This is a genomic window from uncultured Roseovarius sp., from assembly GCF_913057115.1.
In the GTDB taxonomy this organism is placed as follows: Bacteria; Pseudomonadota; Alphaproteobacteria; order Rhodobacterales; family Rhodobacteraceae; genus Roseovarius.
Genome location: NZ_CAJXNN010000020.1, coordinates 41,994 through 63,756, shown reverse-complemented (window position 1 = coordinate 63,756; position 21,763 = coordinate 41,994). Strand labels below are relative to the sequence as shown.

The following is a 21,763-nucleotide window of genomic DNA, read 5'->3' as shown; positions in this document are numbered from 1 at the left end:
ACGAAATAATGGTGGGTCATCGAGGTCATCGGCAGTTGCAGGCCCGACCATTCGCCCATCTGCCGGGCATAGGTGCCACCGGCATTGACCACATGCTCACAGCGAATGGTGCCCTGTTCGGTCTCGACCACCCATTCCTCGCCTTGGCGGGTGATATTGGTCGCACGGCAACGGCGAATGATCTTGGCCCCTTTCTGACGCGCGCCCGCGGCCATGGCCATGGTGACATTGGTGGGGTCAACATGGCCGTCGTCCGGCGTGTAAAGCGCGCCCAGAACCCCATCGAGGTTATAGAAGGGGTGCAACTCGGCCACCTTTTCAGGGCCAACCAATTCGATGTTGAACCCAAGGCTGCGCCCCACCGAAAGGGTATGACGCAGCCAATCCATCTCATCCTCGGTATAGGCCAGACGGAACGAGCCACAGCCATGCCACGTCACGGGCTGGCCGGTTTCGGCCTCAAGTCCGCCGGAATAAAGCCCGATGTTGTAATCCACGCATTTGCCAAGGCTGAAGCTGCTGGTGGAATGGGTGATCTGCCCCGCCGCGTGCCATGTGCTGCCGCTGGTCAGTTCGGCCTTTTCCAGCAAAACCGTGTCATGGCCCCAGCCCTCATGGGCAAGGTGATAGGCAAGACCCACCCCCATGACGCCGCCACCGACGATGACAACACGAGCATGGGAGGGAAGGGGGGAACCGGACATGGCGCATTTCCTGTTTGCAGAGTCGCATTTTCGGTGGACACGGTATTCGTACATTTGTACCATCGTCAACCATGAATGACACAAATGTATCAAATTCGATTCTGGACCGCCTGAGCGACGAATGGGACAACCTCACGCCCGAGGCCCAGAAAGCGGCGCGCTACGTGCTGGAAAATCCCACCGACGTCGGGGTGTCGACCGTGCGCGAAATTGCCGAGGCCGCCCGCGTGAAACCCAATACCTTCGTGCGCATGGCGCGGCAGGTGGGCTTTGACGGGTACGAGGATTTCCGCGCCCCTTTCCGGGATGCCATCCGGCGCGGCGTGGTCAGCTTCCCTGACCGCGCGCGCTGGCTTCAGGATATTGCCAAATCCGGTGATCTGGGCGGGCTTTATGCCGATATGGTCGGTGCCGCTATCCGCAATATCGAAGAAAGTTTTGCCGGTATCAGCGCCGATGCGCTTGAAAATGCCGCCAAGGCGATCTGGGCCTCGCGACAGGTATTCACGCTGGGCGTTGGGGTCAACAACTCCAACGCGCGCAACTTCACCTATCTGGCCAGCACCGGGATGACACAGTTCCACGCCATCCCGCGCCCCGGATCGACCCCGGTGGACGATCTGGCATGGGCCGACGGGCGCGATGTGCTTATCGCGATCACTTGCCGCCCCTACCGCGCCGAAGTGGTCGAGGCGGTGCGCATCGCCCGCGAACAGGGCATGACCGTCATCGCCATTTCCGACAGCCCGGCCAGCCCCATCATCCTGCAATCGCACCACGGCTTCGTGGTGGCTGCCGACACGCCACAGTTTTTCCCCTCATCGGTCTCGACCATCGCGGTTCTGGAAACGCTGTTGAGTTTCGTCATCTCGGTCGCCAGCGACGAAATCGTCGAACGGGTCGAGACCTTCCACAAACGGCGGCATCAGCTAGGCATTTACGAGGAGGAGCCTGAATGAACGCACCACTGACCCATTCGCTTGATGCGCGTTACTATACCGACCCGGCCGTTTTCGAGGCGGAACGCAAGGGCGTTTTGGCCCGGACATGGCAATTTGCCGGTCATGCCAGTCAGCTTGAACACCCCGGTGACTACTTTGCCTTCGACATGGCTGGCGAAAGTCTGTTCTGTATCAAGGGGCGCGACGGCGAGATCCGCACGTTCTACAACGTTTGCCAGCACCGGGCGCATCAGCTTGTCAGTGGCGAAGGCTCCACCCGTGTCGTGGTCTGTCCGTATCACGCATGGACCTACGAGCTGACCGGAGAACTCCGCGCGGCACCGAACACGAAGTCCGTTCCCGGTTTCGACAAATCCGCCGTCTGCCTGACCGAGGTACGGACCGAACTGTTCCTGGGGTTTATCTTCGTCAACCTTGATCCCGAAGCGGCGCCGATGGACGAATGGTTCCCCGGCGCGCGGCAAGAACTGACGGAATGGCTGCCGCAATGGGAAAGCCTGAAACCGCTTGAGTGGGTGGAAATCCCCGAAAACTGCAACTGGAAGGTCTCGGTCGAGAACTATTCAGAATGTTACCACTGTTCGCTCAATCACCCCACCTTTGCCACCGGAGTCATCAAGCCCGAAACCTATGACATTCAGCCCCAAGGCTATTGCCTGCGTCACACGACGGAGTGTCAGAGCCTTGAAAACATGACCTACGAGATTGACCACTCGAAACCGCATGCGGAGGAGTATTCAAGCTGGTTCCTCTGGCCGATGTTCAGCTTTCAGGTCTATCCGGGCAACGTGCTGAACACCTATCACTGGCGCGCGATTGATGCCGATCATGTGGTTGTCTGGCGCGGCTGGTACACCGAAGGCGGATGGGACAGTGAGGTGATCCGGCGGCTGGCGGTTCAGGACCGCGCCACTACTGTCGAAGAAGACATCCACCTTGTCGAATCCGTGCAGCGCGGGCTGAAATCAAGCGGCTACGTGCCCGGCCCATTGGTGGTCGATCCGGGCTGCGGGGTGAACTCCGAGCATTCGGTCATGACGCTGCAAAAATGGATGCGTGAGGGGGTCGAAAGCTGAGATGAGCGAGTATTGAGAGCACTTCTTCAATTGGGCGCGCGGGTTGTGCGGTGCAGGCCGATGGAGCAAACGAATGTGAAAGTGCCGCTTCTTCGATAGCATAATGTGCGGCGGAGGAGACGAACTATGGGCACAGGAAGAACGTATGACACAAGAAGAACACTCCTCCGGCAGGAGTATTTTTGCCAAGAAGAAGCTGACGGCGGATTCTAGGACCTAAAAGACTAGGCCACCCCGGCGCGCAGGGCGTCGTGGATATGGACAAGGCCGCGCAGGGTGCCGTCATCATCCACGGCAAAAAGCGCGCTGATCTTGTTGGCGTTCATCACGCCGAGGGCCTCGGAAAGGAGCGCCTCGGGGGCGATGGTGCGGGGGCCACGGGTGGCGATTTCGCCCGCCTTGTGCGACATGAGGCTGTCGAGGTTGCGGCGCAAGTCGCCATCGGTGATGACACCCGTAAGGCGACCGTCGGTGACAAGGGCGGCGACGCCAAAGCCCTTGGCGGTCATTTCCAGCAGCGTGTCGCCCATGGGGGTGGTGTCATGCACCACGGGCAGGGCATCGCCCGTGTGCATGACCGAGGAGACCTTGAGCAGTTGCGCGCCCAGCGTGCCGCCGGGGTGGAAGGCGAGGAAGTTTTCCCGCTCGAACCCGCGCAGGCGCATCAGCGCCACGGCAAGCGCATCGCCCAGTGCCATGGTGCAGGTGGTCGAGGTGGTGGGGGCCATACCGATGGCGCAGGCCTCGGGCGCGCTGGGCAGTTGCAGTAGGTGATCGGCCTGTGTGGCCAGTGTGCTTTCTGCCTTCTTGGTGATGGCGATGAGCGGGATCGAGAAGCGGCGGGTATGGGCGATGATATCGGCCAGTTCGCGTGTCTCGCCGGAATTGGAAATCAGGATCACGGCATCCTGGCCGGTGATCATGCCTAGATCGCCATGGCTGGCTTCGCCCGGGTGGACGTATTGCGCGGGCGTGCCCGTGCTGGCCATGGTGGCGGCGATTTTCGCGGCCACGTGACCGGATTTGCCCATGCCGGAGACAATGACCCGGCCGGGGACGCCGAGCAAGTCGGTGACCACCGCGTCAAACGCGGGGGGCAGCGTGTCGCGCAGGCCCAGAAGGGCCTCGCCCTCGGTTTGCAGGACGTCGCGGGCGATGGCGCTGGGGCTTGGTTTGTCGGGCATAGGGCGGGGCCTTTGGTTTGGGTTTGGATGCAGGCATACCCCGCCCGCGCTTGCGCGCCAAGCCCCGGTGCAAATCGGGCTGGTCCTTGGACGTGCCTGTGTCTAACGTCGCGCCATGACTGGGCCCGAGGTATTGGATAGCCGTTATGCGTGGATGCGCCTTGCCGTCTCGTTGCTGATTGCGACGGTGGGCAATGTTGGCATGTGGTCGATCATCGTGGTGATGCCCGCGATGCAGGCGGAGTTCGGGATCGACAGGGCGCAGGCCGCGTTGCCTTACACCATGACGATGGTGGGTTTTGCCTTGGGCAATTTCGGGATCGGGCGGATCGTGGACCGGTTTGGCGTGACAACCGCCTTGATCGGGGCGGCGGTGATGATTTCGGCGGCCACAGCCTTGGCGGCGCTGAGCCCTTCGGTGGTGGTTGTGTCGCTTTTGCAGGTGGTGATCGGCTTTGGCACGGCGGCGAGTTTCGGGCCGCTGATTGCCGATGTATCGCTATGGTTTTTGAAGCGGCGGGGGATCGCCGTGGCGATCACGGCGAGCGGCAATTACATATCCGGCGCGTTCTGGCCGGTGGTTTTGGCGGGTATTCTGGCCGAAGAGGGATGGCGCGCGGTGTACCTTGTTTTGGCGGTGGTCACGGTGGCGGTCATGGTGCCCTTGTCGCTGATGCTCAGGCGGCGGGTGCCCTTGGCGGCGCGGGACCATGCCGATGGGGTGTCGAACCTGCGGGCCAAGGCGGCGGGGTTTTCGCCGCGCGCCCTGATGCTGTTGCTTGGCCTTGCCGGGGTCGGTTGTTGCGTGGCGATGTCGATGCCGCAGGTGCATATCGTGAGCCTTTGCGTGGATATGGGGTATGGCCCGGCTGTGGGGGGACAGATGCTGTCGCTGATGCTGTTGGGCGGTGTCGGTTCGCGTCTGGTGTCGGGGCTTTTGGCCGATAAGCTGGGCGGGGTGAAAACGCTGCTTCTGGGATCGGTCCTGCAATGTCTGGCGCTGTTTTTGTACCTGCCTGCCGGGGGGCTGGTGTCGCTTTACATGGTGAGTTTGATTTTTGGTTTGGCGCAAGGGGGGATCGTGCCCTCCTATGCCTTAGTGGTGCGGGAGTATATGCCGAGTGCGGAGGCCGGGCGGCGCGTTGGCTTCGTGATGATGGCGACGATTGGCGGGATGGCGCTTGGTGGTTGGCTGTCGGGGTATATTTTCGACGTGACCGGCAGTTACCAGATGGCCTTTGTCAACGGGATCGTCTGGAATTTCCTGAACATCGGGATCATGGTGATGATCCTGCTGCGGACCCGGCCAAGGAAGCGGGCGGCGGTGGCGGCGTGAGGTGCCGAAATCTTTGAAAGATTTCGCTCCGTTTTCTTTCGAAGAAAACGGGCGCGCCTCAGTCTTCGTGCACCACTTTGATGTGCTTTTCGCCGCGCGCTTCGGCGAGGGCCATTTGCTTTTGGCGTTCGCGGAAGCGGCCTTTGGCCTCCTCGTCGGTTTCCTCAAAGCATTGGTGGCAGGACACTCCGTGTTCATACTCGGGACGGTTCATGTCTTCGGGCAGGATCGGGCGGCGGCAGGCAAAGCATAGTTCATGCGGGCCTTCCTTCAGGCCGTGACCCACGGAGACGCGGCCATCGAAGACGAAACATTCGCCTTGCCATGTGCTGTCGTCGGCGGGGACCTCTTCGAGGTATTTCAGGATACCGCCCTTGAGGTGATAGACCTCGTCCACCCCTTGGCCCAGCAGGTAGTTGGTGGATTTTTCACAGCGGATGCCGCCGGTGCAGAACATGGCGATGCGCTTGTTGTGGAAGCGGTCTTTGTTCGCCTCCCACCATGCGGGGAAGTCGCGGAAGCTGTCGGTTTCGGGGTCGATGGCCCCCTCGAAGGTGCCGATGGCGACCTCGTAGTCGTTGCGGGTGTCGATCACGGCCACGTCGGGCGAGCGGATCAGATCGTTCCAGTCGGCGGGGTCGACGTAGTGACCGACGCGCGCCTTGGGGTCGACATCGGGTTGGCCCATGGTGACGATTTCGCGCTTCAGGCGCACCTTGAGGCGGCGGAAGGGTTGATCGGCGCTGCTGCTTTCTTTCCACTCCAGATCGGCGCAGCCGGGTAGGGCGCGGATATGCGCCAGCACCGCGTCGATACCGGCGCGGGGGCCAGCGATGGTGCCGTTGATGCCTTCGTGCGCCAGAAGGAGCGAGCCCGAGATGCCCTGTTCAAGACATAGGTCATAGAGCGGGCCGCGAATGGCGGCGGGATCGTCGAAGCGGGTGAAGTGGTAGAGGGCAGCGATGGTATACATGGGGCGGGGGATTACGCCCTGTCGCGGGTCTAGGCAAGGGGACAAAGTGGCGCCATTGACGGGGGTGGGCCTGCGGCTTACCCCTTAGACATATGCGCAAAGGAGGCCGCCCCATGACCCATGCCCTGATCGTGATCGACGTGCAGAATGATTTTTGCCCCGGTGGGGCTTTGGCGGTGACGGGCGGTGATGAGATCGTGCCGGGGATCAATGCCCTGATGGCGGATGCCGAGGCGGTGATCCTGACGCAGGATTGGCACCCGGCGGGGCACTCCTCGTTCGCTTCCAGCCACGACGGCAAAGCGCCCTTCGAGACCACGGAAATGCCCTATGGCACACAAGTTCTGTGGCCGGATCATTGTGTGCAAGGCAGCGCAGGCGCGGCCTTTCATGCCGATTTGGACAGCACCCGCGCCGATGCGATCATCCGCAAAGGATACAACCCGGCGATCGACAGCTATTCGGCGTTTTTCGAGAATGACCACAAGACGCCCACGGGCCTGCACGGGATGTTGCAGGAGCGGGGGATTTCCAAGCTGACCATGGTGGGGCTGGCCACGGATTTCTGCGTGAATTTCTCGGCTGTGGATGCGGCGAAGCTGGGCTATGACGTGACGGTCAATCAGGCGCTGTGCCGGGCGATTGATTTGGACGGCTCCTTGGCGGCCTCGCTGGACGGGATGGCGCAGGCTGGGGTGACGCTGGCCTGAGCCATGGGCGATCTGCGGCAAGAGATCGAGCGTTGCCGGATCTGCGCAGAGCGGTTCGCAACCACCAAGACCGCCCATACCCCGCGCCCGGTGGTCTGGTTCAAGCCCGGGGCGCGGCTCTTGATTGCCGGACAAGCGCCGGGGATGCGGGTGCATAAATCGGGCAAGCCGTTTGATGATCCGTCGGGGGATCGGTTGCGCGAGTGGCTGGGCCTGAGTGAGGCGGAGTTTTACGACAGAAGCCGCGTGGCGATTGTGCCAATGGCCTTTTGCTTTCCGGGCTATGACGCCAAAGGCAGTGACCTGCCGCCGCCCAAGGTATGCGGGCAAACGTGGCATGACCGGGTGATGGAGAGCCTTGAAAGCGTTGAGCTTTCGGTGATCGTGGGCGGCTATTCCCAGAAGTATCATATGGGTGTGAAAACCAATGTCACCGAGACAGTGCGCGGTTGGCGCGCCCATGCGCCGCGGTGTTTTCCCTTGCCGCATCCGTCGTGGCGCAATACCGCATGGCTGAAGAAAAACCCGTGGTTCGAGGCCGAGCTTTTGCCGGTTTTGAAGGCGCGGGTGCGCGAGGTGATGGATGACTGAACAGACGCTTTTGGACCAGGCCCATGCGGCGATGGAGGCCGCGCCCGAGGATGAGGCCGCGCGCCTGCGGTTTTACGAGGTTCTGGCGGCCAGCGAATTGTTCCTGCTTTTGGCGGCAGAGCCAGAGGGCGAGAACGTCACGCCGGAACTGTTCGAGCTGGGCGATGCGGGGTTCGTTCTGGTTTTTGATCGCGAGGATAGGCTGGCGCAGTTCGTCGGGCGCAGCGCGCCCTATGCCGCGCTGTCGGGCCGGGTTGTGGCCGGCATGCTGGCGGGTCAGGGGCTTGGCATGGGCGTGAACCTTGAGGTGGCGCCCTCGTCGATCCTGTTGCCGCCCGAGGCCATGGCGTGGCTGGTCGAGACCGTGGGCGAGGCACCTAGGGAAGTCGAGGCGCGGGCACAGGAGTTTGCCCCGCCGCATGGCTTGCCCGAGGGGCTTTTGACGGCTTTGGATGCGCGTCTGGCCTCGGCGGCGGGGCTGGCCGATATGGCCTATTTGGTGGAGACCACATATGACAGCGGGGCCAAGGGCCACCTGCTGGGTGTGATTGACGCGGTTCCCGGCGCGGAAGGGTCGCTGGCGCGGGCCGTGTCGGAAGTGCTGCGGTTTTCCGGTCTGGAGGCGGCGGCACTGGACGTGGGGTTTTTCCGCAGCTCTGAGCCGGTGGCGGCGCGGCTGGCGCGGGTGGGGCTGCGGTTTGATTTGCCCAAGCCTGAGGCCCCGGCGCAGGCGCCGGGAACGGCCCCGGGGCGCGACCCGGATAAGCCGCCACGTTTGAAGTAATGACTTAGCTATAGGTCGGGTGAAACGTCCCGCCCGGCGATAGCGTGAAAATCTCATACCCATCAGCGGTGACGCCAATCGAATGTTCGAACTGGGCCGAAAGCGATTTGTCGCGTGTCACGGCTGTCCAGTCATCCGCCAGAATCTTGGTTTCGGGGCGGCCGAGGTTCACCATGGGCTCGATGGTGAAAAACATCCCTTCCTCCAGCACCGGACCGCTGCCCGCGCGACCATAGTGCAGCACGTTGGGCGGCGCGTGAAAGACGGTGCCGAGGCCATGCCCGCAGAAATCGCGCACCACGCTCATCCGGTGGCCTTCGACGAAGGTCTGGATGGCATGGCCGATGTCGCCGAAGGTGTTGCCGGGTTTGACCGCCTCGATGCCCTTCATCAGGCTGTCATGGGTGACCTGGATCAGACGTTCGGATTTGCGCGAGAGTTTTCCGGCGACATACATGCGGCTGGTGTCGCCGAACCAGCCATCGACGATCACGGTGACGTCGATGTTGAGGATGTCGCCATCTTTCAGCTTCTTGTCGCCAGGGATACCGTGGCAGACCACGTGATTGACGCTGATGCAGGAGGCGTGCTTGTAGCCCTTGTAGCCGATGGTGGCGGATTTCGCCCCGGCCTTGTTGACCTGATCTTCGATAAAGGCGTCGATGGCCCCGGTGGTTTGGCCAGGGAAAACATGTTCGGCCACGTCATCGAGGATTTGCGCGGCCAAGGCCCCGGCCTTGTGCATACCGGCGAAATCCGCTGCCTCGTGGATGCGGATGCCATCGCGCGTGATGCGTCCCTTGTGGTCGCTCATGGGCTTTTTGAACCTCGGAAGTCTGATCATTTTAGGGCTATTTAATGCGTTTTGCGGCAAGTGGCCAGAGGGGGCTTTGTGATCAAAAGGCGCGGCTGCGCCGCAAGATGTTTGGATTTGGATGAGGGGCTTTGCCCCTCAAACTCCCCAGGATATTTTTGAACAGAAGAATGCGTTTATTCGGCGTTCAGGAGCACGGCTTCGACGCGGCGATTGGCTTCGCGGCCTTCGGCTGTGAGGTTGCTGGCGATGGGGGCGAGATAGCCCATGCCTTCGGCGGCGATCTGGGTGCGGGGGACGTCATGGGCAGAGACCAGACGTTCGAGAACCGAGGCCGCACGGCGCTTGGACAGCGCGATATTGCGATCAAGCGCGCCGACCGTGTCGGTGTGACCCACCAGCGCGATGCGGCGAGCGGGATCGGACTTGAGAAACCCGGCGAGCGCTTGCAGCGAGGCGAAGGGGCCCGGCCCGAGATCGGATGAGCCGGTGGAAAAATCCAGATCCGACAGGATGATGTGGCCTTGTGCCAAGAGTTGTTTGGCCAGTGGTGTGTCTGACCCTGCGCGTGGCAAATTACGGTTTGCGGTGATCGAGAGCGCCGCACCGCCATTGGGTTGGACATGCATAAGCTGGACATAATTGGTGGCGCCAGAACGGCTGACCATGAGGCTGAGATAGTCGGGTTTTGACTCTTCCCCTGACTTGCGCGCGGAAAGAAAACGGTAATCGAACAAATCCACGAACATGTCGGGCGCGGGCAGCACGCGTGTGTTGAAACGGAAATCGAAGCCGCCGCATTCCGGCCCGCTGCAATCGAGCAGGACCTCGTAGCCTTGGTTTCGGATGGTTTCGCGCAACGGGTCGATGATCTGCAGGGTGGTCATGCCTTGGGCTTCGAGGCGCCATGATTGTTGGGTCACGTGGCCCTCGACTTCAAGCACGGGTAGTTGGCCGTCGTTGTAGGGGCCAATGGGCAGGCGATAGGTGCCGGCCTCTTCGATCCTTTCGCGTGTCATCGTGGCCGCGCCGGGCAAATCCAGATCGAGGGCGGCAAGCCCGGTGGCCCAGAGCATGCCCAGCGCGCAGAGCGGTATGCGTAAGAGCGCGCGCAAGGGTCAGCGAGCCTGTGCGTGGTAGTCGGTGTTGGGTTGCATGCCCGTGGCGCTGGCCACGCGGTTGGTCATGTTGAAAAAGCCCGCGACATTGGCGATGTCCCAGATATCGCGGTCGGAAAAGCCCGCGTCGCGCAGGGCTTGGCGATCTTCCTCGGTGGTCTCTGAGCTGGCCTTGGTGATCTTCTCGGCAAAGGTGAGCATCGCGGTTTGGCGGGCGTCGAGATCGGCCATGCGCCAGTTCATCACCATGGCTTCGCCCAGTTCGGGGGTGCCGGACAAGGCGCGCACCGCCGCGCCATGGGCCACCTGGCAGTACCAGCAGCGGTTGATGGAACTGACCACCACCGCGATCATCTCGCGTTCCAGTTTGCTGAGCCCGCTGTCGGCCAGCATCAGGTCATTATACATGGCGGTGAAGGCGTTGAGCTTGTCGATGTCGAAGGCATAGGCCTTCAGGACATTGGGGATCATGCCGAGCTTGTCCTGGCAGACGTCGAAATATTTCTGCGTGGGTTCGGGCAGCGGGTCGACCATGGGCAGGTTCAGCGCGGTGGGTTGGTCGGATGTGCTCATGCGTCGGGGCCTTCTTCCTTGATGCGATAGTGATACTGTCCCACAGGGGACATCCCAAGGGAAGAGTAGAGGGCGTTTGCGCCGCTGTTCGCTTGGGTGCAGAGGGTGGCGAGATAATCCGCGCCGTTCTGCGCCGCCCAAAGCGCGGCCTGTTTGGTGGCGTTGCGGCCTTGGCCGGTGAGGCGGTCCACCTCGCGGATCTCAAGCGCGTGCATCATGGCGATGCCGTCGTGGATTGCCGCAAAGGCCACGCCCGCCGGGTGTTGACCGTTGCGGGTGAGAATCGCTGTTTTGGGGGCTCTCGCACGCTGCATGACCGCCAAGCGTGCCGGGCCGATACCGCCTTCGGCCCAGATATCCCTTTGAATTTCAAGCGGTTCCCAGATGGCATAAGCGGTGGCGCGCGCCGGGGGCTCTTCTATCAGGGGGGCAACCGGGCCGAGGTAGAGGTTGACCGGGTCGATGATACGATAGCCTTGGTCTGCCAGCAGGGCATCGAGCGCCTTGTCGCCTTGGCGGATCATGAAAAGCGGGGCTTGATCCATGGCGCGCATGGCGGCTTCGGCTTGGCGCAGGTCGCTTGCAGTGACGGGCGCTTCGGCGGTGGCCGCCGAAACCCTCTTGCCGCCACCGGCGCCATCGCGAAGGGTCCACGGCCCCTCACGCCAAGCCTTGGCCGGGGGCCATGTGGCCTCGGTCACCGCATAGAGCGTGTCGGCGTCGGGTGTCATTCGGGGAAGGCCTTGGAAAGCTCGGCCATGGCAGCATCGACCCGGGCGCCGTCGCTGCCGCGGATCACCACCTGCGCGCCGAAAATACCATTGCGTTGAAAGGGATAGGAGCCGAACGACAGATCGTTGTAGCGTTCCGAGAGGTCACGTAGCGGCCCGGCGATGTCGCCTTCGCCGCGCATGATGTGCAGGCTTTGTGAAAGGATCGGCGCGCCGCCTGTGAGGGTGGGCAGGATGGAGGCCAGCATGGCCTCGAATATCTTGGGCACACCGGCCATGACATGCACGTTTTCAAGGGTAAAGCCCGGTGCGGCGCTTATGGGGTTTTCGATCAGGGTGGCACCATCAGGGATGCGGGCCATGCGCAGACGAGCCTCGTTCAATTCGATCCCTTGGCGGTCATAATGCGCCTGTAGGATGGCGCGGGCATCGTCGCGTATGTCGATGGACCGGCCAAAGGCGCGGGCGACGTTGTCGGCGGTGATATCGTCATGGGTGGGGCCGATGCCGCCGGATGTGAAAAGATGATCATAGGTGGAGCTGAGGGTTTTGACCGCCTGCGTGATCGCGTCGGCATCATCCGAGACAACGCGTACCTCCTTGAGATCAATGCCAAAATGGGTGAGCTCCGTGGCCAGATGGTGCATGTTGGCATCCCGGGTGCGACCCGAGAGGATTTCATCCCCGATGACCAGCATGGCGGCGGTTGGGTTGGGCATTGTGGCCTCCTTGATTGGCGCTTGTCTTGGGTATAGGCCTGCTGTCATGCGCTTTCAAACCCCTCTTGTGCCGGCCACGCTGATCCGACGCTATAAACGCTTTCTGGCCGATATCCGGTTGGAAGACGGGCGCGAGGTCACGGCGCATTGTGCCAACCCCGGGTCGATGATGGGGCTGGCCGAGCCGGGGATGCGGATTTGGGTGGAGCCCAACGACGACCCCAAGAAGAAGCTGAAGTTCGGCTGGCGGCTGGTGGAGCATGAAACCGGGCATTTCACGGGCGTCGATACCTCGCTTCCCAATCGCGCGCTTCGGGCCGCGTTCGAGGCGCGCGAGGTGGCGGAATTCGCCCCCTATGGCGGGGTTCGGGCCGAGGTGAAATACGGGCAGAACAGTAGAATTGACTTTTTACTTCAAGAACTTGGACTGCCTGACGCTTATGTTGAAGTGAAGTCGGTCACACTGTCGCGCGCGCCCGGCGTGGCGGAGTTTCCCGATAGCGTCACGGCACGCGGGGCCAAGCATCTGGCGGAACTGGCCGCGATGGCGAAGGCGGGGCATCGGGCGGTGATGTTTTACCTTGTGCAGCGTACGGATGCCCAAACCTTCCGGTTGGCCGAGGATATTGACCCGGCCTATGCGACGGCTTTTGCGGAGGCGCGCGCGGCCGGGGTGGAGGCGCTGGTCTATGACACGAGGATCACGCCGGAGGGGGTGAGTCTGGGGCAGCGGCTTGCGATCCGGTGAACGCCAACGCGAATCGGGTCTAACCCATTGGTTAACCGCAAAAACCCCTTGTCTGCATCGCATAGGTTTCACGTCGGTATCACGTCGGTATTTTTTCCCGCACCCCGGCAGATTAACAGGCCGTGCGGTGAAAGCTGTACGAAAGCTGCGCGCGTTTCGTACGTCCGGCGCACCACGGGGGTTGCTTGCGCTTTTGATCGGCCATGAACGACATTGGATGGCCGCTGCCTGATGTTATCGCGCGCCTGACCGCGCTATGCGGTTCAACTCGCCCCTGCGGTGTGCGCCGGTGCGATTGAGGACCGCCTCGCAATGGCGCCTGGCGGTGTTGACGCTGATGCCCATACGGGCGGCGGCTTCGTGGGTCGAAAGCCCATCCAGCAGACATATCGCGACATCTGTTTGCCGTTTCGTGAGGCCGAAATTCTCGGCCAGCCGTGCCGCGAGTGTCGCCGCGTCCGGCGGCGAGATGGCGAGGTAGCCGGTCTCCGGCCCCGGCAAGGGCAGGTTCAGATAGGCCCGGGAGTCATCGGCGTCATCGTGAAGGCTTATATCGAGGTCGCTTTCCGAAATGGCGCGCTGCAATCGTTCGGAATTGCGTGCCTGCCGGTCCAGAGCCCCAAAGGCGTTGGTGAAGGCCGGGAGCAGCAGGTTGAGTATGATCTCGGCATGCCCCCTGACCAAGGCGGGCGCGTCGCCGTCTTCGTAGCCCATGGCAAAGACCGCTTCGCCCACCGCCAGACGGGTCGTCATACCGACGACGTGGTTCATGCCAGCCGGGCGAAAGGCCTCGCGGTGGAAGGCGGCGTTCTCGATCACGTCGCGACCGGCAAAGGCGCTTTCGTGGTAGACGCCACTGCCCATTTGCCGCCGCGTGAGGTTGATGCGATCCAGTGCCGGGTCGGTTGACCGAATATTGCCGTCGCGGTCGACCCCGGCGAAGGTCTGGAAGAAATAGGCTTCGATCTGTGGGCCTGCCTTCCATGTGGTCAACAGGGGTGTCCCCTCGTTCAGCCATGCCGCCATGGCCGAATCCGCCTGCACCAGTTCCGCGATATCCTTGAGCAGACCGTCAACGCTGTCCGGCACCGGGTCGAGGGCCAAAAGCCGCCGCTGGAGATCGGCGAGCGCGATGGCTTCTTTCAAATCAATGCGCATCCTTCGGACCCTAACATGTTCAAAAAATAGGGCAAATGCCCCATGCCCCCGCGATTGCAAGCTGCCATCGTGGCCATCGAAAACACATAGGAGGCACGCGTGTTTGCAAATCGTTTTATGACTGGATTGATCGGCTTTGCGGCGTTGACAGGCACGGCCATGGCGCAGGACGAGGGTGGAACGATGGTGGTCCTCGATGGGTCCGGCAGCATGTGGGGCCAGATCGACGGGACCGCCAAGATCGAGATCGCGCGCGACGCGATCGGGCGGATGATGGCGGATTGGCCCGATGGTCAGGCGATTGGCCTGATGGCCTATGGGCACCGGCGCGAGGGCGATTGTAGCGACATTGAAACGCTGCTGAACCCCGGTCCGCTTGACCGAGGGGCCGTGCAGGCGGCGCTTGAGGCGGTCACGCCGCGCGGCAAGACGCCTGTGGGGGCCTCTGTGCGTACCGCTGCCGATCTGGTCGGGGAGAATGGGTCTGTCATCGTTGTGACGGACGGGCTTGAGAATTGTGGCGCCGATCTTTGTGCGCTGGGCGAGGAACTTGCAGGCTCGCTGTCCGGCTTCAATGCGCATGTCATCGGTTTTGATGTCGAAGACGCCGAAGGTCAGCTTGCCTGCCTCGCCGAGGCGACGGGCGGGCGGTACATTCCGGCTTCCGATGCATCGTCCCTGACCGGCGCGCTGCAACAGGTCAGCGAGCCCGAGCCTGAACCGGCGGGGCCGCTTTTCGTTGATGACTTCGAGCGCGCCGAACTCGGCCCGGACTGGACAGTTGACCATCCCGACCCCTCGGGCTTCATCGTTGATGACGGCGTTTTGGTCACGATGACCGTTGCGCCGGGCTACATGGGTGACGCCGAGGATCAACCGAATGTCTTTCGCTGGACGGCGGCCGAATTCCCCGAGGGGGATTGGGATCTGAGCGCCGATTTCACCGCGCGGATGGGCGAGGTGCAGACGCTTGGCGGGCGGCGTGCCATCGTTCAGGTCGGACGTCATGCCGACGTGGACAATACGATCTCGGCCTATGTCTATCGGCAGGGCAACTCGAACGACGATTTGTGGCTGCGGTTGCGGGCCATGTCGGGCGGCACCGAAACGCGTGCCGAGGTCGAGATCGCCGGTGATCTGCGCGGTTATGACCTTGCGCAGATCTTGCGGGATTTCGAGGAAAAGGGCGCCCGCCTGACCATTTCGAAGCGTGGGCGCGACTATGTCGGACGGTTGACGATGAACGGCTGGAGCATGCAGGAGGGCGGCCCGGAGGTCATCGAGACCGACCCGATCCAGATCCTGCGCACGCAAGGCGACCCGGCACTGTTCGCCGGAACGCTGGGGGAGGAGCAGACGGTTGCCGAATTCGACCGTATCGAGATCATGGAGGTGAAGTGATGTGGGGCGCAACGGCCTGCAAGCGTGGCGCATGGGTTGGCGCGGTTATCGCTGCCACGACGGGTGCTGCCACAGCGCAACCCTGTGGGACATCGCCCGATGCCGAAGGCGCGCCGCTTTATCCATTGCCGCAGGACGGCAAATGGGGCTTCGTGGGGCAAGACGGGGAGTGGCGGCTTGCGCCCGAGTGGCGTCAGGCACGGCCATTTTCGGAAGGTGCTGCGGCGGTTGAGACCGGCGCGGGCTGGGGCCTGATCGACCGCAGCGGCAACTACATCGTGGAGCCGGGCGCGCACGATGCTGACCGTGTTGTGATCGCGGGGGAGGCTTTTGCGCTGTCGCCCTACAAGCCGATGTCACAAGGATGCAGCGCCGCGACCCCCGAAGGCGGTGCCGCGCATTATGTTACCGCGACGGGCGTGCGCTGGAGCCCGCCGGGGCTGTCGGGCGAGGAGGTTCTTGACCTTGGCAGTTTTTCCGAAGGGCTGGCATGGGCGCGCGTGACGCGCGGCAAAAAGAGCGCCGTCGGCTGGATCGACACGAGCGGCGACTGGGCGATTGCCCCCGAGTTCCACGCCGGTGGTGATTTCTCGGAAGGCCGGGCACCCGCCGCGATCAACGACGGCTTTTGGGGCTATGTTGACACCTCCGGCGAGCTGGTCCTGCCCCGCAAGTTCCTCTTGCAGGACGCAGGCCGATATGAGGGCGGGTTAGCGCCCGTGCGCCTGAACGATGAGGCCGGCTATATGGGGGCCTCGGACTGGGCGATCGAGGAGATGACCTTGCCCGATGGCGGCACAGGTTCAATCAAGTCCGCCGCGCCTTTCTCGGGCGGGCGTGCCGCCGTGCAGCCGGGGCCGGTCTGGATTGATCCTGAAGGCACGGTTGCCGTCAACCCGCAGGCCGGTGCGCGCCTGTCGATCTGCAACGAGGCCCGGCTTCCCTCCTATCAAGACGGGCTCTTGCCGCTGGTCGTTGGCGATGGGAGCAATATCTGCGGCAACTCGCCCGACATCAGCTACGAGGGTCCGGGCGATCCGCGATCCGGGCCGCAAAGCATGCTTTGGCATTTGCCTTGGCAGCGTGACAAACTGGTCTGGCTCGACACCGATGGGGCGACGGTCATAGATTCAACCGCCTGTCGTCGCGCCCCGGGTGTCGCGGCATTGCCAGCCACCACGGATGGCGGCGACCTTGCGCCGGGGGCCTATCGCATGGCGCTTTCGGGTGTGGTCGAGGGTGATGTCGCCCCGCAACGTGCCGACGCGCCGTGCAACCGCTCGGAGTTTGAGATGGACGGCAATCAGGCGACGAACGCCCAAGGCCCTTGGAGCCTTTCGCTTGCCGGGGTGGCAAACTGGAAGGGCGAGACCGTGGACCTTTCGCTGAGCCTTGGTTTGCCCAAGGGCATCGGACCGGGCCGGCACGAGATCGGACCGACCAGCGCGGAGGATATGCCATCGGCCTATCTGTGGATGAGCGTCCGGGATGCCGGCCCGAACGCCCCGCGTCCGGCGACTTATACCTCGCAAGGCGGGGGCAGCCTGACACTGGAGCGTCGGGACCAGACCGCAATCACCGGCGTCGTCGAGATCACCTTCGTGTCACGCGATGACCCGGCCGACGCGGTCACGCTATCGGCCCGGTTCAATGAGATTCCCTATGAGGCCGGGGCCGAGGTCGTCTTGGTCAAGACAACCGCGGCGGTGACCGCACTGGACGAGTCGATGCCGGACGATCCGCTGATCAACTTCTTCACGCCGGCCAAGGCGGTGAGCGATGACCAGACCTTGACGCTTTCATTGGGCAAGTTCGGGCCAAAAATCGAGCTGGTCTTTCCGGCGGGTCATGAGGGCAGCTTCGAGGCGGGGCCGGAGGCACCGGTTTCCGTCAGCTTCGCGGGCGTACCGGTCAGCGCCGAGGGCCGCTTGTCGCGTGATGCCGGCAGCCTTTCGGGGGAGTTGACCGCGCGGCTTGGGGCGCATGAACAGGTCGATGGTGCCGGGACGGTCACGCTAGGCTTTTCGAACGTGCCGGTGGAGCCATCCGAGTGAGACTGTCGGCGATCAGCCTTTGCCTTGCCGTCGCTTTGCCGAGCGTGCTTTCGGCGCAGCAGGTGGATAGCGTATATTCCAGCCACGACTGGGCGCGCGATTGTGAACGGGTCGGCCAGCCCGCACCGCCAGACGAGGCCGCGATGGGCGCGCGTATCGTTTGCCCCGGCCCTGACGGGATGCGGGTGATGCTGGCCGACAGTGACCTGCGGATATCCATGGATTATGGCCGCGCCGCGCGTTTCGGCCCGTGGGAGAGTTTCGCCACCTTCAGCGACGTGAGCACGACGATCGAATGGCGGCGACGGATGATTGAGGGCCGGATGAGGCCGTTTGCGACGATCCACCGATGGACAGTCGGGCCAAACGAGGCCGCACGCGAGTTGCTTGTCGTAAGCACGGCCGCCCAAGACGCGGGAGAGGAAAGTTGCATCGTCGGTCTGGTCGATGCGACCGCGACGCAAGGGGCGAACGCGGTGGCGCGGGAATTGGCCGACCGTCGGGCGGCGCAATTCACATGCGGCACGGACCGGCCCCGCGCCTATGGCCGCGTCACCTTTGACACCCCCCTGCCGGGGCGTGTTGTTCCCCAATAAACTCAAAAGGAGAACGATCATGTTTCGTAACATCGCTGCTGCCTGTGCTTTGGTCCTGACCCCGGTGTCGTTTGCCGCGGCGGAGGGGCAACTGACCTACACTGCGGACGCGGGAAAGATGGGGCGGATGGAGATGACCGAACGCTGGACCGCGGAGGCGCTTCGCATGGATATAGAGGGGATGGACGCCTACATGCTTTTGAAAGGTGACGAGATTTATTCGGTCACCGTGGCCAGCGGGCAAGTGATGGTTTTTTCGCTTAGCCAACTCAAAAAAATGGGCGGGGCAGGCGGGAATGCCGGGCCGAGTGCCGATCAGGCCGGTGTGGTCTTTCCCGAAGAGATTTCCAAGATGCGCGCGACCGGCGAAACCCGCGAGGTTGCCGGGATCGAAGGTGAAATCTATGACGTGGACTGGACCGACAATTCCGGCACGGCCCGGACCGTGTCGGCGGTTCTGACCGACGATCCGCGCCTTCTTGAGCATCAGGCGCTCAAGATGCGGTTTATCCGCCAGATCAGCGGCGAAGCGCCCAACCCCCTGATGACCGAGATGCAGGATCGTGGCCTTGCCGCGCTGACCTTTGGAGACCGGTTTCGCGTGCTGTCGCTGACCGATGAGGCCGGACCAGCGGGGGATTTCGAATTGCCCGCCGCCCCTGTCGATTTCGGGGACATGATGAACATGGGCAACCAATGATGCGCGGGGTGATCCGGCGCATTGCTGGTGGATGGGCCTTGATGTGCCTTGCGGTCAGCCCGGGGTTTGCGCAGGAAAGCTGTGATGTCGAGGACATGCCGGCAGTGCCTGTTTGCTCGGTTGCTGGCATGCTGGAGGCGATCAACCCGCCACAGACACTTGACGTTTTCGGGAATTTGAAGCCGGGCGCCTTCGCGGGCGGGGCCAACGCCGACCTCTTGCCCGGACAAGCCAGCATGACCCTGTCCGGCGGGATCAGCGCGGGTGGCGCCGCCTGTGCGCGTCATTTGGCGGTTCTTCGCAGCGGGGGCAGCGAGGGTGTTCCCGGTCTCGACCCCGCCGCGGTCGAGATGCTTGAAGGCATGATGGGGGAAGAGGCCGACATTCCCATCGCAAGCGGGGGCACGCGCAGAACGGTTTTCGAGCTTTTCAGCCCAAATATCATCGCCTTTCAAAGCGGTGGATTGGGCCAGCCTCTGAGCCTGAAGCATGGGGGTGTCGGCGGATGGTCGCGCAACAGCGGTGCACATCTTGTGATCGCGCTGGACGATGCGGGTCCGGGGGACCTTAGGGCAGGGGGCACTTATGATGCCCGCGCGGTCAGCAGTTCGGGCCGTGACGATCCAAGTACGCTTTACACGGCATGGACGGGAACCATTCTTCCGCGCCCCTATGGCCAGCCCAATACCGAGAACCTGCGCCGGGAGCAGGCGTTCGAAAAGCGCATGTGCCATGAGCTCCGGGCGGCCTTTCTGGACAGGATATCGCAGTCGGCGGTTCGGCTGGATGCCACCATCGGGCGCGAGGTGCGCGAGATGAATTGCGATATGGACGGCGTCGGTCAGGCCGGAACCCGGACCGAAGCAAGCGGTGGCACATTCAAGGGGCGCGTCACGATCGAGCGGATCACCGAAACGGCGGTCATCGGGCGCTTTGACATGTCCGGGCGCACGACCGTGACCCGCCAGCGCCGCACATGGAGTGACAGAGGGCCCGGCCGGGTGGATGTTGACGAGGACAGCCAGCAAGAGACCCTGCGCATCACGGGTCGGTTCTCGGCGCCCAACATGCGCAATTCCGGCTTTTCGCATCCGCCTTTCGAGATCGCGCAGGCCCCGTCCGACGCGGCGGCGGCGCAAGACAAGGTATTGCGTCTGGTGTCGCACAGCCCATCGCGGCAAGCGCGCAATATCTCGTGGGATGCACCGGGGGTCCGGCTTGGGTTCAACCGGCCGCTTGACCCATTGTCCTTGCAAGGGGGGGCCGTGCGGCTTGAAACCAAGCGTGCCGGGGGCGGGATGACGGAAGTTCCAGTCGCCCTGCGCCTCGTGAATCCGGAAACCGTGGCGCTTGTTCTGGATGAACCGTTGCGTGACGGGGTGCATTATCGCGTGACCGTCAAAGGCGGCGGCGGTGGGCTTCGGGGCAGCGAAGGCGCGACGCTGGCCGTGGACAGGTCTTTCGGCTTCGCGACGATGGTCGATCTGGAGGAAGACAACGAGGTGGCTGGCCTGCCCGCCTTTCTGGCCCCCGAGCAGGGCATTGAAAGCAACAGCTTTCAGGTGGCGATCGACGCACCGCTTGTTCGCGACAAACCTGCGATCATTCGTGCCTATGTCAACTGGGCCGGAGATGAGGAGATCGACCCGGCTTGGCAGGTGACGGATATGCAGGCCGACGTGCGGGCCAAGGATGCGGCCTTCCCCGATGGGCCGATGCTGACGCGGCCTGTCGAAGGTTTCGACTTTCAAAGGCCCGATATGATCACCGCACCCACGCGGCGCAATGCGGAGCATACCGCCAACCTGCACGGCTGGACGCCCAGCCACGAAGAGCTGGACGCGGTGCGCATCGAGGTGGAGCCGAACCGCGAGTGCGGGGCGCCGCGTGTCTTTTCGGCGGAGGAACCCGTGGACTGGAGCCCGCTCGAAAAGGACCTGAACATCGGCTATATCTTCGCCAAGATCGGCCCGTGGCGTGATGGCGTTCCGCCTGACATGCTGGCCGAGGGGGCGCGGGCCGCGCAAGCCGCCGAGCGCTTCACGCGTCAGCAATTCCCGGTTCAGAACGTGACATACGAGTCGCTTGGCACAATCGCGTTTCCACCTGACCTCTATGACCGCGTGGCCAGCGCCTTTCCGACCTTCGAGGCGGAGGATATTCCGGATATGTTCGCAGGGGAGGATAACGTGTTGTGCCCCAATGAGTCCTGGACAGAGAAGCAACTCCGCTTTGCCAATATCATCCTCGGGGAGACCCGCAGCGAAGCGCGCGGGATATTGCTCAAGGCTGCGCATGACGCGATGGCAGGCGTCGGCATAAGCCGCGACTACGATGCCACGGTTGTCTTCATGCCGCACAGTTGGATCGGGCTGCTTGGTAAGGCCGAACGCCCCGAGGTTCCCACCGATGGCAGTGCGCCGGACTACCTCTACCGCACGATCGCGGTGTCGTTGACGGCGCCGGGGTCGGACAAGCCAGCGATCGACGAACTGGGTGTCGTGACGCATGAACTGGGCCATGCATTCGGTTTGCGGCACATTCCCCAAGCCCATGATGACGCCCGATCACCCAGCGAAAGGTGCCGTATCCGCCTGAGTACAACGAACACCCGTATGCGCGGGATCGAGGGCATGCGGCTTTCCGAAGGTGGCGACGCGGCCCTGAACAAATCCTACCACGAGGGCAACGAGGAGCATCGGCGCGAACTTGTGCCGCTCATGCACCCGCGTGCCCGCCCGAAAGTTCGGCAATTCATAAGCCGGGGCAACTATCTGGATCTGATCGAGACCATGGAATTATTGGCGCTTTCGCCCTGAGTGCAGAGGCGA

21 protein-coding genes are annotated in these 21,763 nt (G+C 63.0%); 12 read left to right on the top strand and 9 right to left on the bottom strand.

Going from position 1 to position 21,763, the window contains the following annotated elements; all coding sequences use genetic code 11:
- Window positions 1-704 (bottom strand): FAD-binding oxidoreductase (locus QZ498_RS10190; RefSeq protein ID WP_294621918.1); only part of this gene is annotated, 704 nt, incomplete at its 3' end.
- A gap of 71 nt (window positions 705-775) precedes the next feature.
- Here QZ498_RS10190 and QZ498_RS10185 point away from each other — a divergent pair.
- Window positions 776-1,663, top strand: coding sequence for a MurR/RpiR family transcriptional regulator (locus QZ498_RS10185; RefSeq protein ID WP_294621917.1), 888 nt, complete (start codon window positions 776-778; stop codon window positions 1,661-1,663).
- Window positions 1,660-2,742, top strand: a complete 1,083-nt coding sequence (locus QZ498_RS10180) for an aromatic ring-hydroxylating dioxygenase subunit alpha (protein ID WP_294621915.1) — start codon at window positions 1,660-1,662, stop codon at window positions 2,740-2,742. Before QZ498_RS10185 ends, QZ498_RS10180 begins: the two co-directional genes overlap by 4 nt.
- Window positions 2,743-2,966: 224 nt before the next feature.
- Here the strand turns inward: QZ498_RS10180 and QZ498_RS10175 are convergent, their stop codons facing one another.
- Entirely contained in the window at window positions 2,967-3,926 is a 960-nt protein-coding gene (locus QZ498_RS10175) for a KpsF/GutQ family sugar-phosphate isomerase (protein WP_294621913.1), read from the bottom strand.
- Between the two features lie 115 nt (window positions 3,927-4,041).
- On the opposite strand from QZ498_RS10175, the gene QZ498_RS10170 reads away from it, so the two are divergent.
- Window positions 4,042-5,262, top strand: a complete 1,221-nt coding sequence (locus QZ498_RS10170) for an MFS transporter (protein WP_294621911.1) — start codon at window positions 4,042-4,044, stop codon at window positions 5,260-5,262.
- Between the two features lie 58 nt (window positions 5,263-5,320).
- Here the strand turns inward: QZ498_RS10170 and QZ498_RS10165 are convergent, their stop codons facing one another.
- A complete protein-coding gene (locus tag QZ498_RS10165; protein ID WP_294621909.1) occupies window positions 5,321-6,235 on the bottom strand; it encodes a rhodanese-related sulfurtransferase in 915 nt (304 codons plus the stop codon).
- Between the two features lie 113 nt (window positions 6,236-6,348).
- Here QZ498_RS10165 and pncA point away from each other — a divergent pair, with 113 nt between their 5' ends.
- From pncA to QZ498_RS10150, 3 genes are read left to right on the top strand one after another with little or no spacing between them, the layout of a single operon-like run.
- Window positions 6,349-6,945, top strand: a complete 597-nt coding sequence (gene pncA / locus QZ498_RS10160) for a bifunctional nicotinamidase/pyrazinamidase (RefSeq protein ID WP_294621907.1) — start codon at window positions 6,349-6,351, stop codon at window positions 6,943-6,945.
- A gap of 3 nt (window positions 6,946-6,948) precedes the next feature.
- Complete coding sequence (locus QZ498_RS10155) at window positions 6,949-7,536, top strand: uracil-DNA glycosylase family protein (protein WP_294621905.1); 588 nt, start codon at window positions 6,949-6,951, stop codon at window positions 7,534-7,536.
- The gene (locus tag QZ498_RS10150; RefSeq protein ID WP_294621903.1) at window positions 7,529-8,320 is read left to right on the top strand and encodes an SseB family protein; all 792 of its coding nucleotides are present in this window, start codon (window positions 7,529-7,531) and stop codon (window positions 8,318-8,320) included. Before QZ498_RS10155 ends, QZ498_RS10150 begins: the two co-directional genes overlap by 8 nt.
- Window positions 8,321-8,324: 4 nt before the next feature.
- Here QZ498_RS10150 and map read toward each other — a convergent pair whose 3' ends face one another.
- The 5 genes from map to QZ498_RS10125 form a co-directional block, all read right to left on the bottom strand.
- Window positions 8,325-9,134: a type I methionyl aminopeptidase gene (gene map, locus QZ498_RS10145; RefSeq protein ID WP_294621901.1), complete on the bottom strand. Its 810-nt coding sequence runs from the start codon at window positions 9,132-9,134 to the stop codon at window positions 8,325-8,327.
- 176 nt (window positions 9,135-9,310) lie between these two features.
- Window positions 9,311-10,249, bottom strand: coding sequence for an OmpA family protein (locus QZ498_RS10140; protein WP_294621899.1), 939 nt, complete (start codon window positions 10,247-10,249; stop codon window positions 9,311-9,313).
- Window positions 10,250-10,252: 3 nt separating this feature from the next.
- Entirely contained in the window at window positions 10,253-10,825 is a 573-nt protein-coding gene (locus tag QZ498_RS10135) for a peroxidase-related enzyme (RefSeq protein WP_294621898.1), read from the bottom strand.
- Window positions 10,822-11,556, bottom strand: a complete 735-nt coding sequence (locus QZ498_RS10130; RefSeq protein WP_294621896.1) for a GNAT family N-acetyltransferase — start codon at window positions 11,554-11,556, stop codon at window positions 10,822-10,824. Before QZ498_RS10130 ends, QZ498_RS10135 begins: the two co-directional genes overlap by 4 nt.
- Window positions 11,553-12,275: a molybdopterin-binding protein gene (locus QZ498_RS10125; RefSeq protein WP_294621894.1), complete on the bottom strand. Its 723-nt coding sequence runs from the start codon at window positions 12,273-12,275 to the stop codon at window positions 11,553-11,555. Before QZ498_RS10125 ends, QZ498_RS10130 begins: the two co-directional genes overlap by 4 nt.
- 46 nt (window positions 12,276-12,321) lie before the next feature.
- Between QZ498_RS10125 and sfsA the strand changes: the two genes are divergently transcribed.
- The gene (gene sfsA / locus QZ498_RS10120) at window positions 12,322-13,023 is read left to right on the top strand and encodes a DNA/RNA nuclease SfsA (RefSeq protein WP_294621892.1); all 702 of its coding nucleotides are present in this window, start codon (window positions 12,322-12,324) and stop codon (window positions 13,021-13,023) included.
- A 234-nt stretch (window positions 13,024-13,257) separates the two neighbouring features.
- Here sfsA and QZ498_RS10115 read toward each other — a convergent pair whose 3' ends face one another.
- Entirely contained in the window at window positions 13,258-14,181 is a 924-nt protein-coding gene (locus QZ498_RS10115; RefSeq protein WP_294621890.1) for a helix-turn-helix transcriptional regulator, read from the bottom strand.
- Between the two features lie 117 nt (window positions 14,182-14,298).
- Here QZ498_RS10115 and QZ498_RS10110 point away from each other — a divergent pair, with 117 nt between their 5' ends.
- From QZ498_RS10110 to QZ498_RS10090, 5 genes are read left to right on the top strand one after another with little or no spacing between them, the layout of a single operon-like run.
- The gene (locus QZ498_RS10110) at window positions 14,299-15,582 is read left to right on the top strand and encodes a VWA domain-containing protein (RefSeq protein ID WP_294621888.1); all 1,284 of its coding nucleotides are present in this window, start codon (window positions 14,299-14,301) and stop codon (window positions 15,580-15,582) included.
- Entirely contained in the window at window positions 15,582-17,636 is a 2,055-nt protein-coding gene (locus tag QZ498_RS10105; protein WP_294621886.1) for a WG repeat-containing protein, read from the top strand. The genes QZ498_RS10110 and QZ498_RS10105 overlap by 1 nt, the downstream gene beginning before the upstream one ends.
- The gene (locus QZ498_RS10100; protein ID WP_294621884.1) at window positions 17,633-18,232 is read left to right on the top strand and encodes a hypothetical protein; all 600 of its coding nucleotides are present in this window, start codon (window positions 17,633-17,635) and stop codon (window positions 18,230-18,232) included. Before QZ498_RS10105 ends, QZ498_RS10100 begins: the two co-directional genes overlap by 4 nt.
- A gap of 19 nt (window positions 18,233-18,251) precedes the next feature.
- Complete coding sequence (locus QZ498_RS10095) at window positions 18,252-18,932, top strand: hypothetical protein (protein ID WP_294621882.1); 681 nt, start codon at window positions 18,252-18,254, stop codon at window positions 18,930-18,932.
- The gene (locus QZ498_RS10090; RefSeq protein ID WP_294621880.1) at window positions 18,929-21,751 is read left to right on the top strand and encodes a hypothetical protein; all 2,823 of its coding nucleotides are present in this window, start codon (window positions 18,929-18,931) and stop codon (window positions 21,749-21,751) included. The genes QZ498_RS10095 and QZ498_RS10090 overlap by 4 nt, the downstream gene beginning before the upstream one ends.
- Window positions 21,752-21,763: the final 12 nt, after the last annotated feature.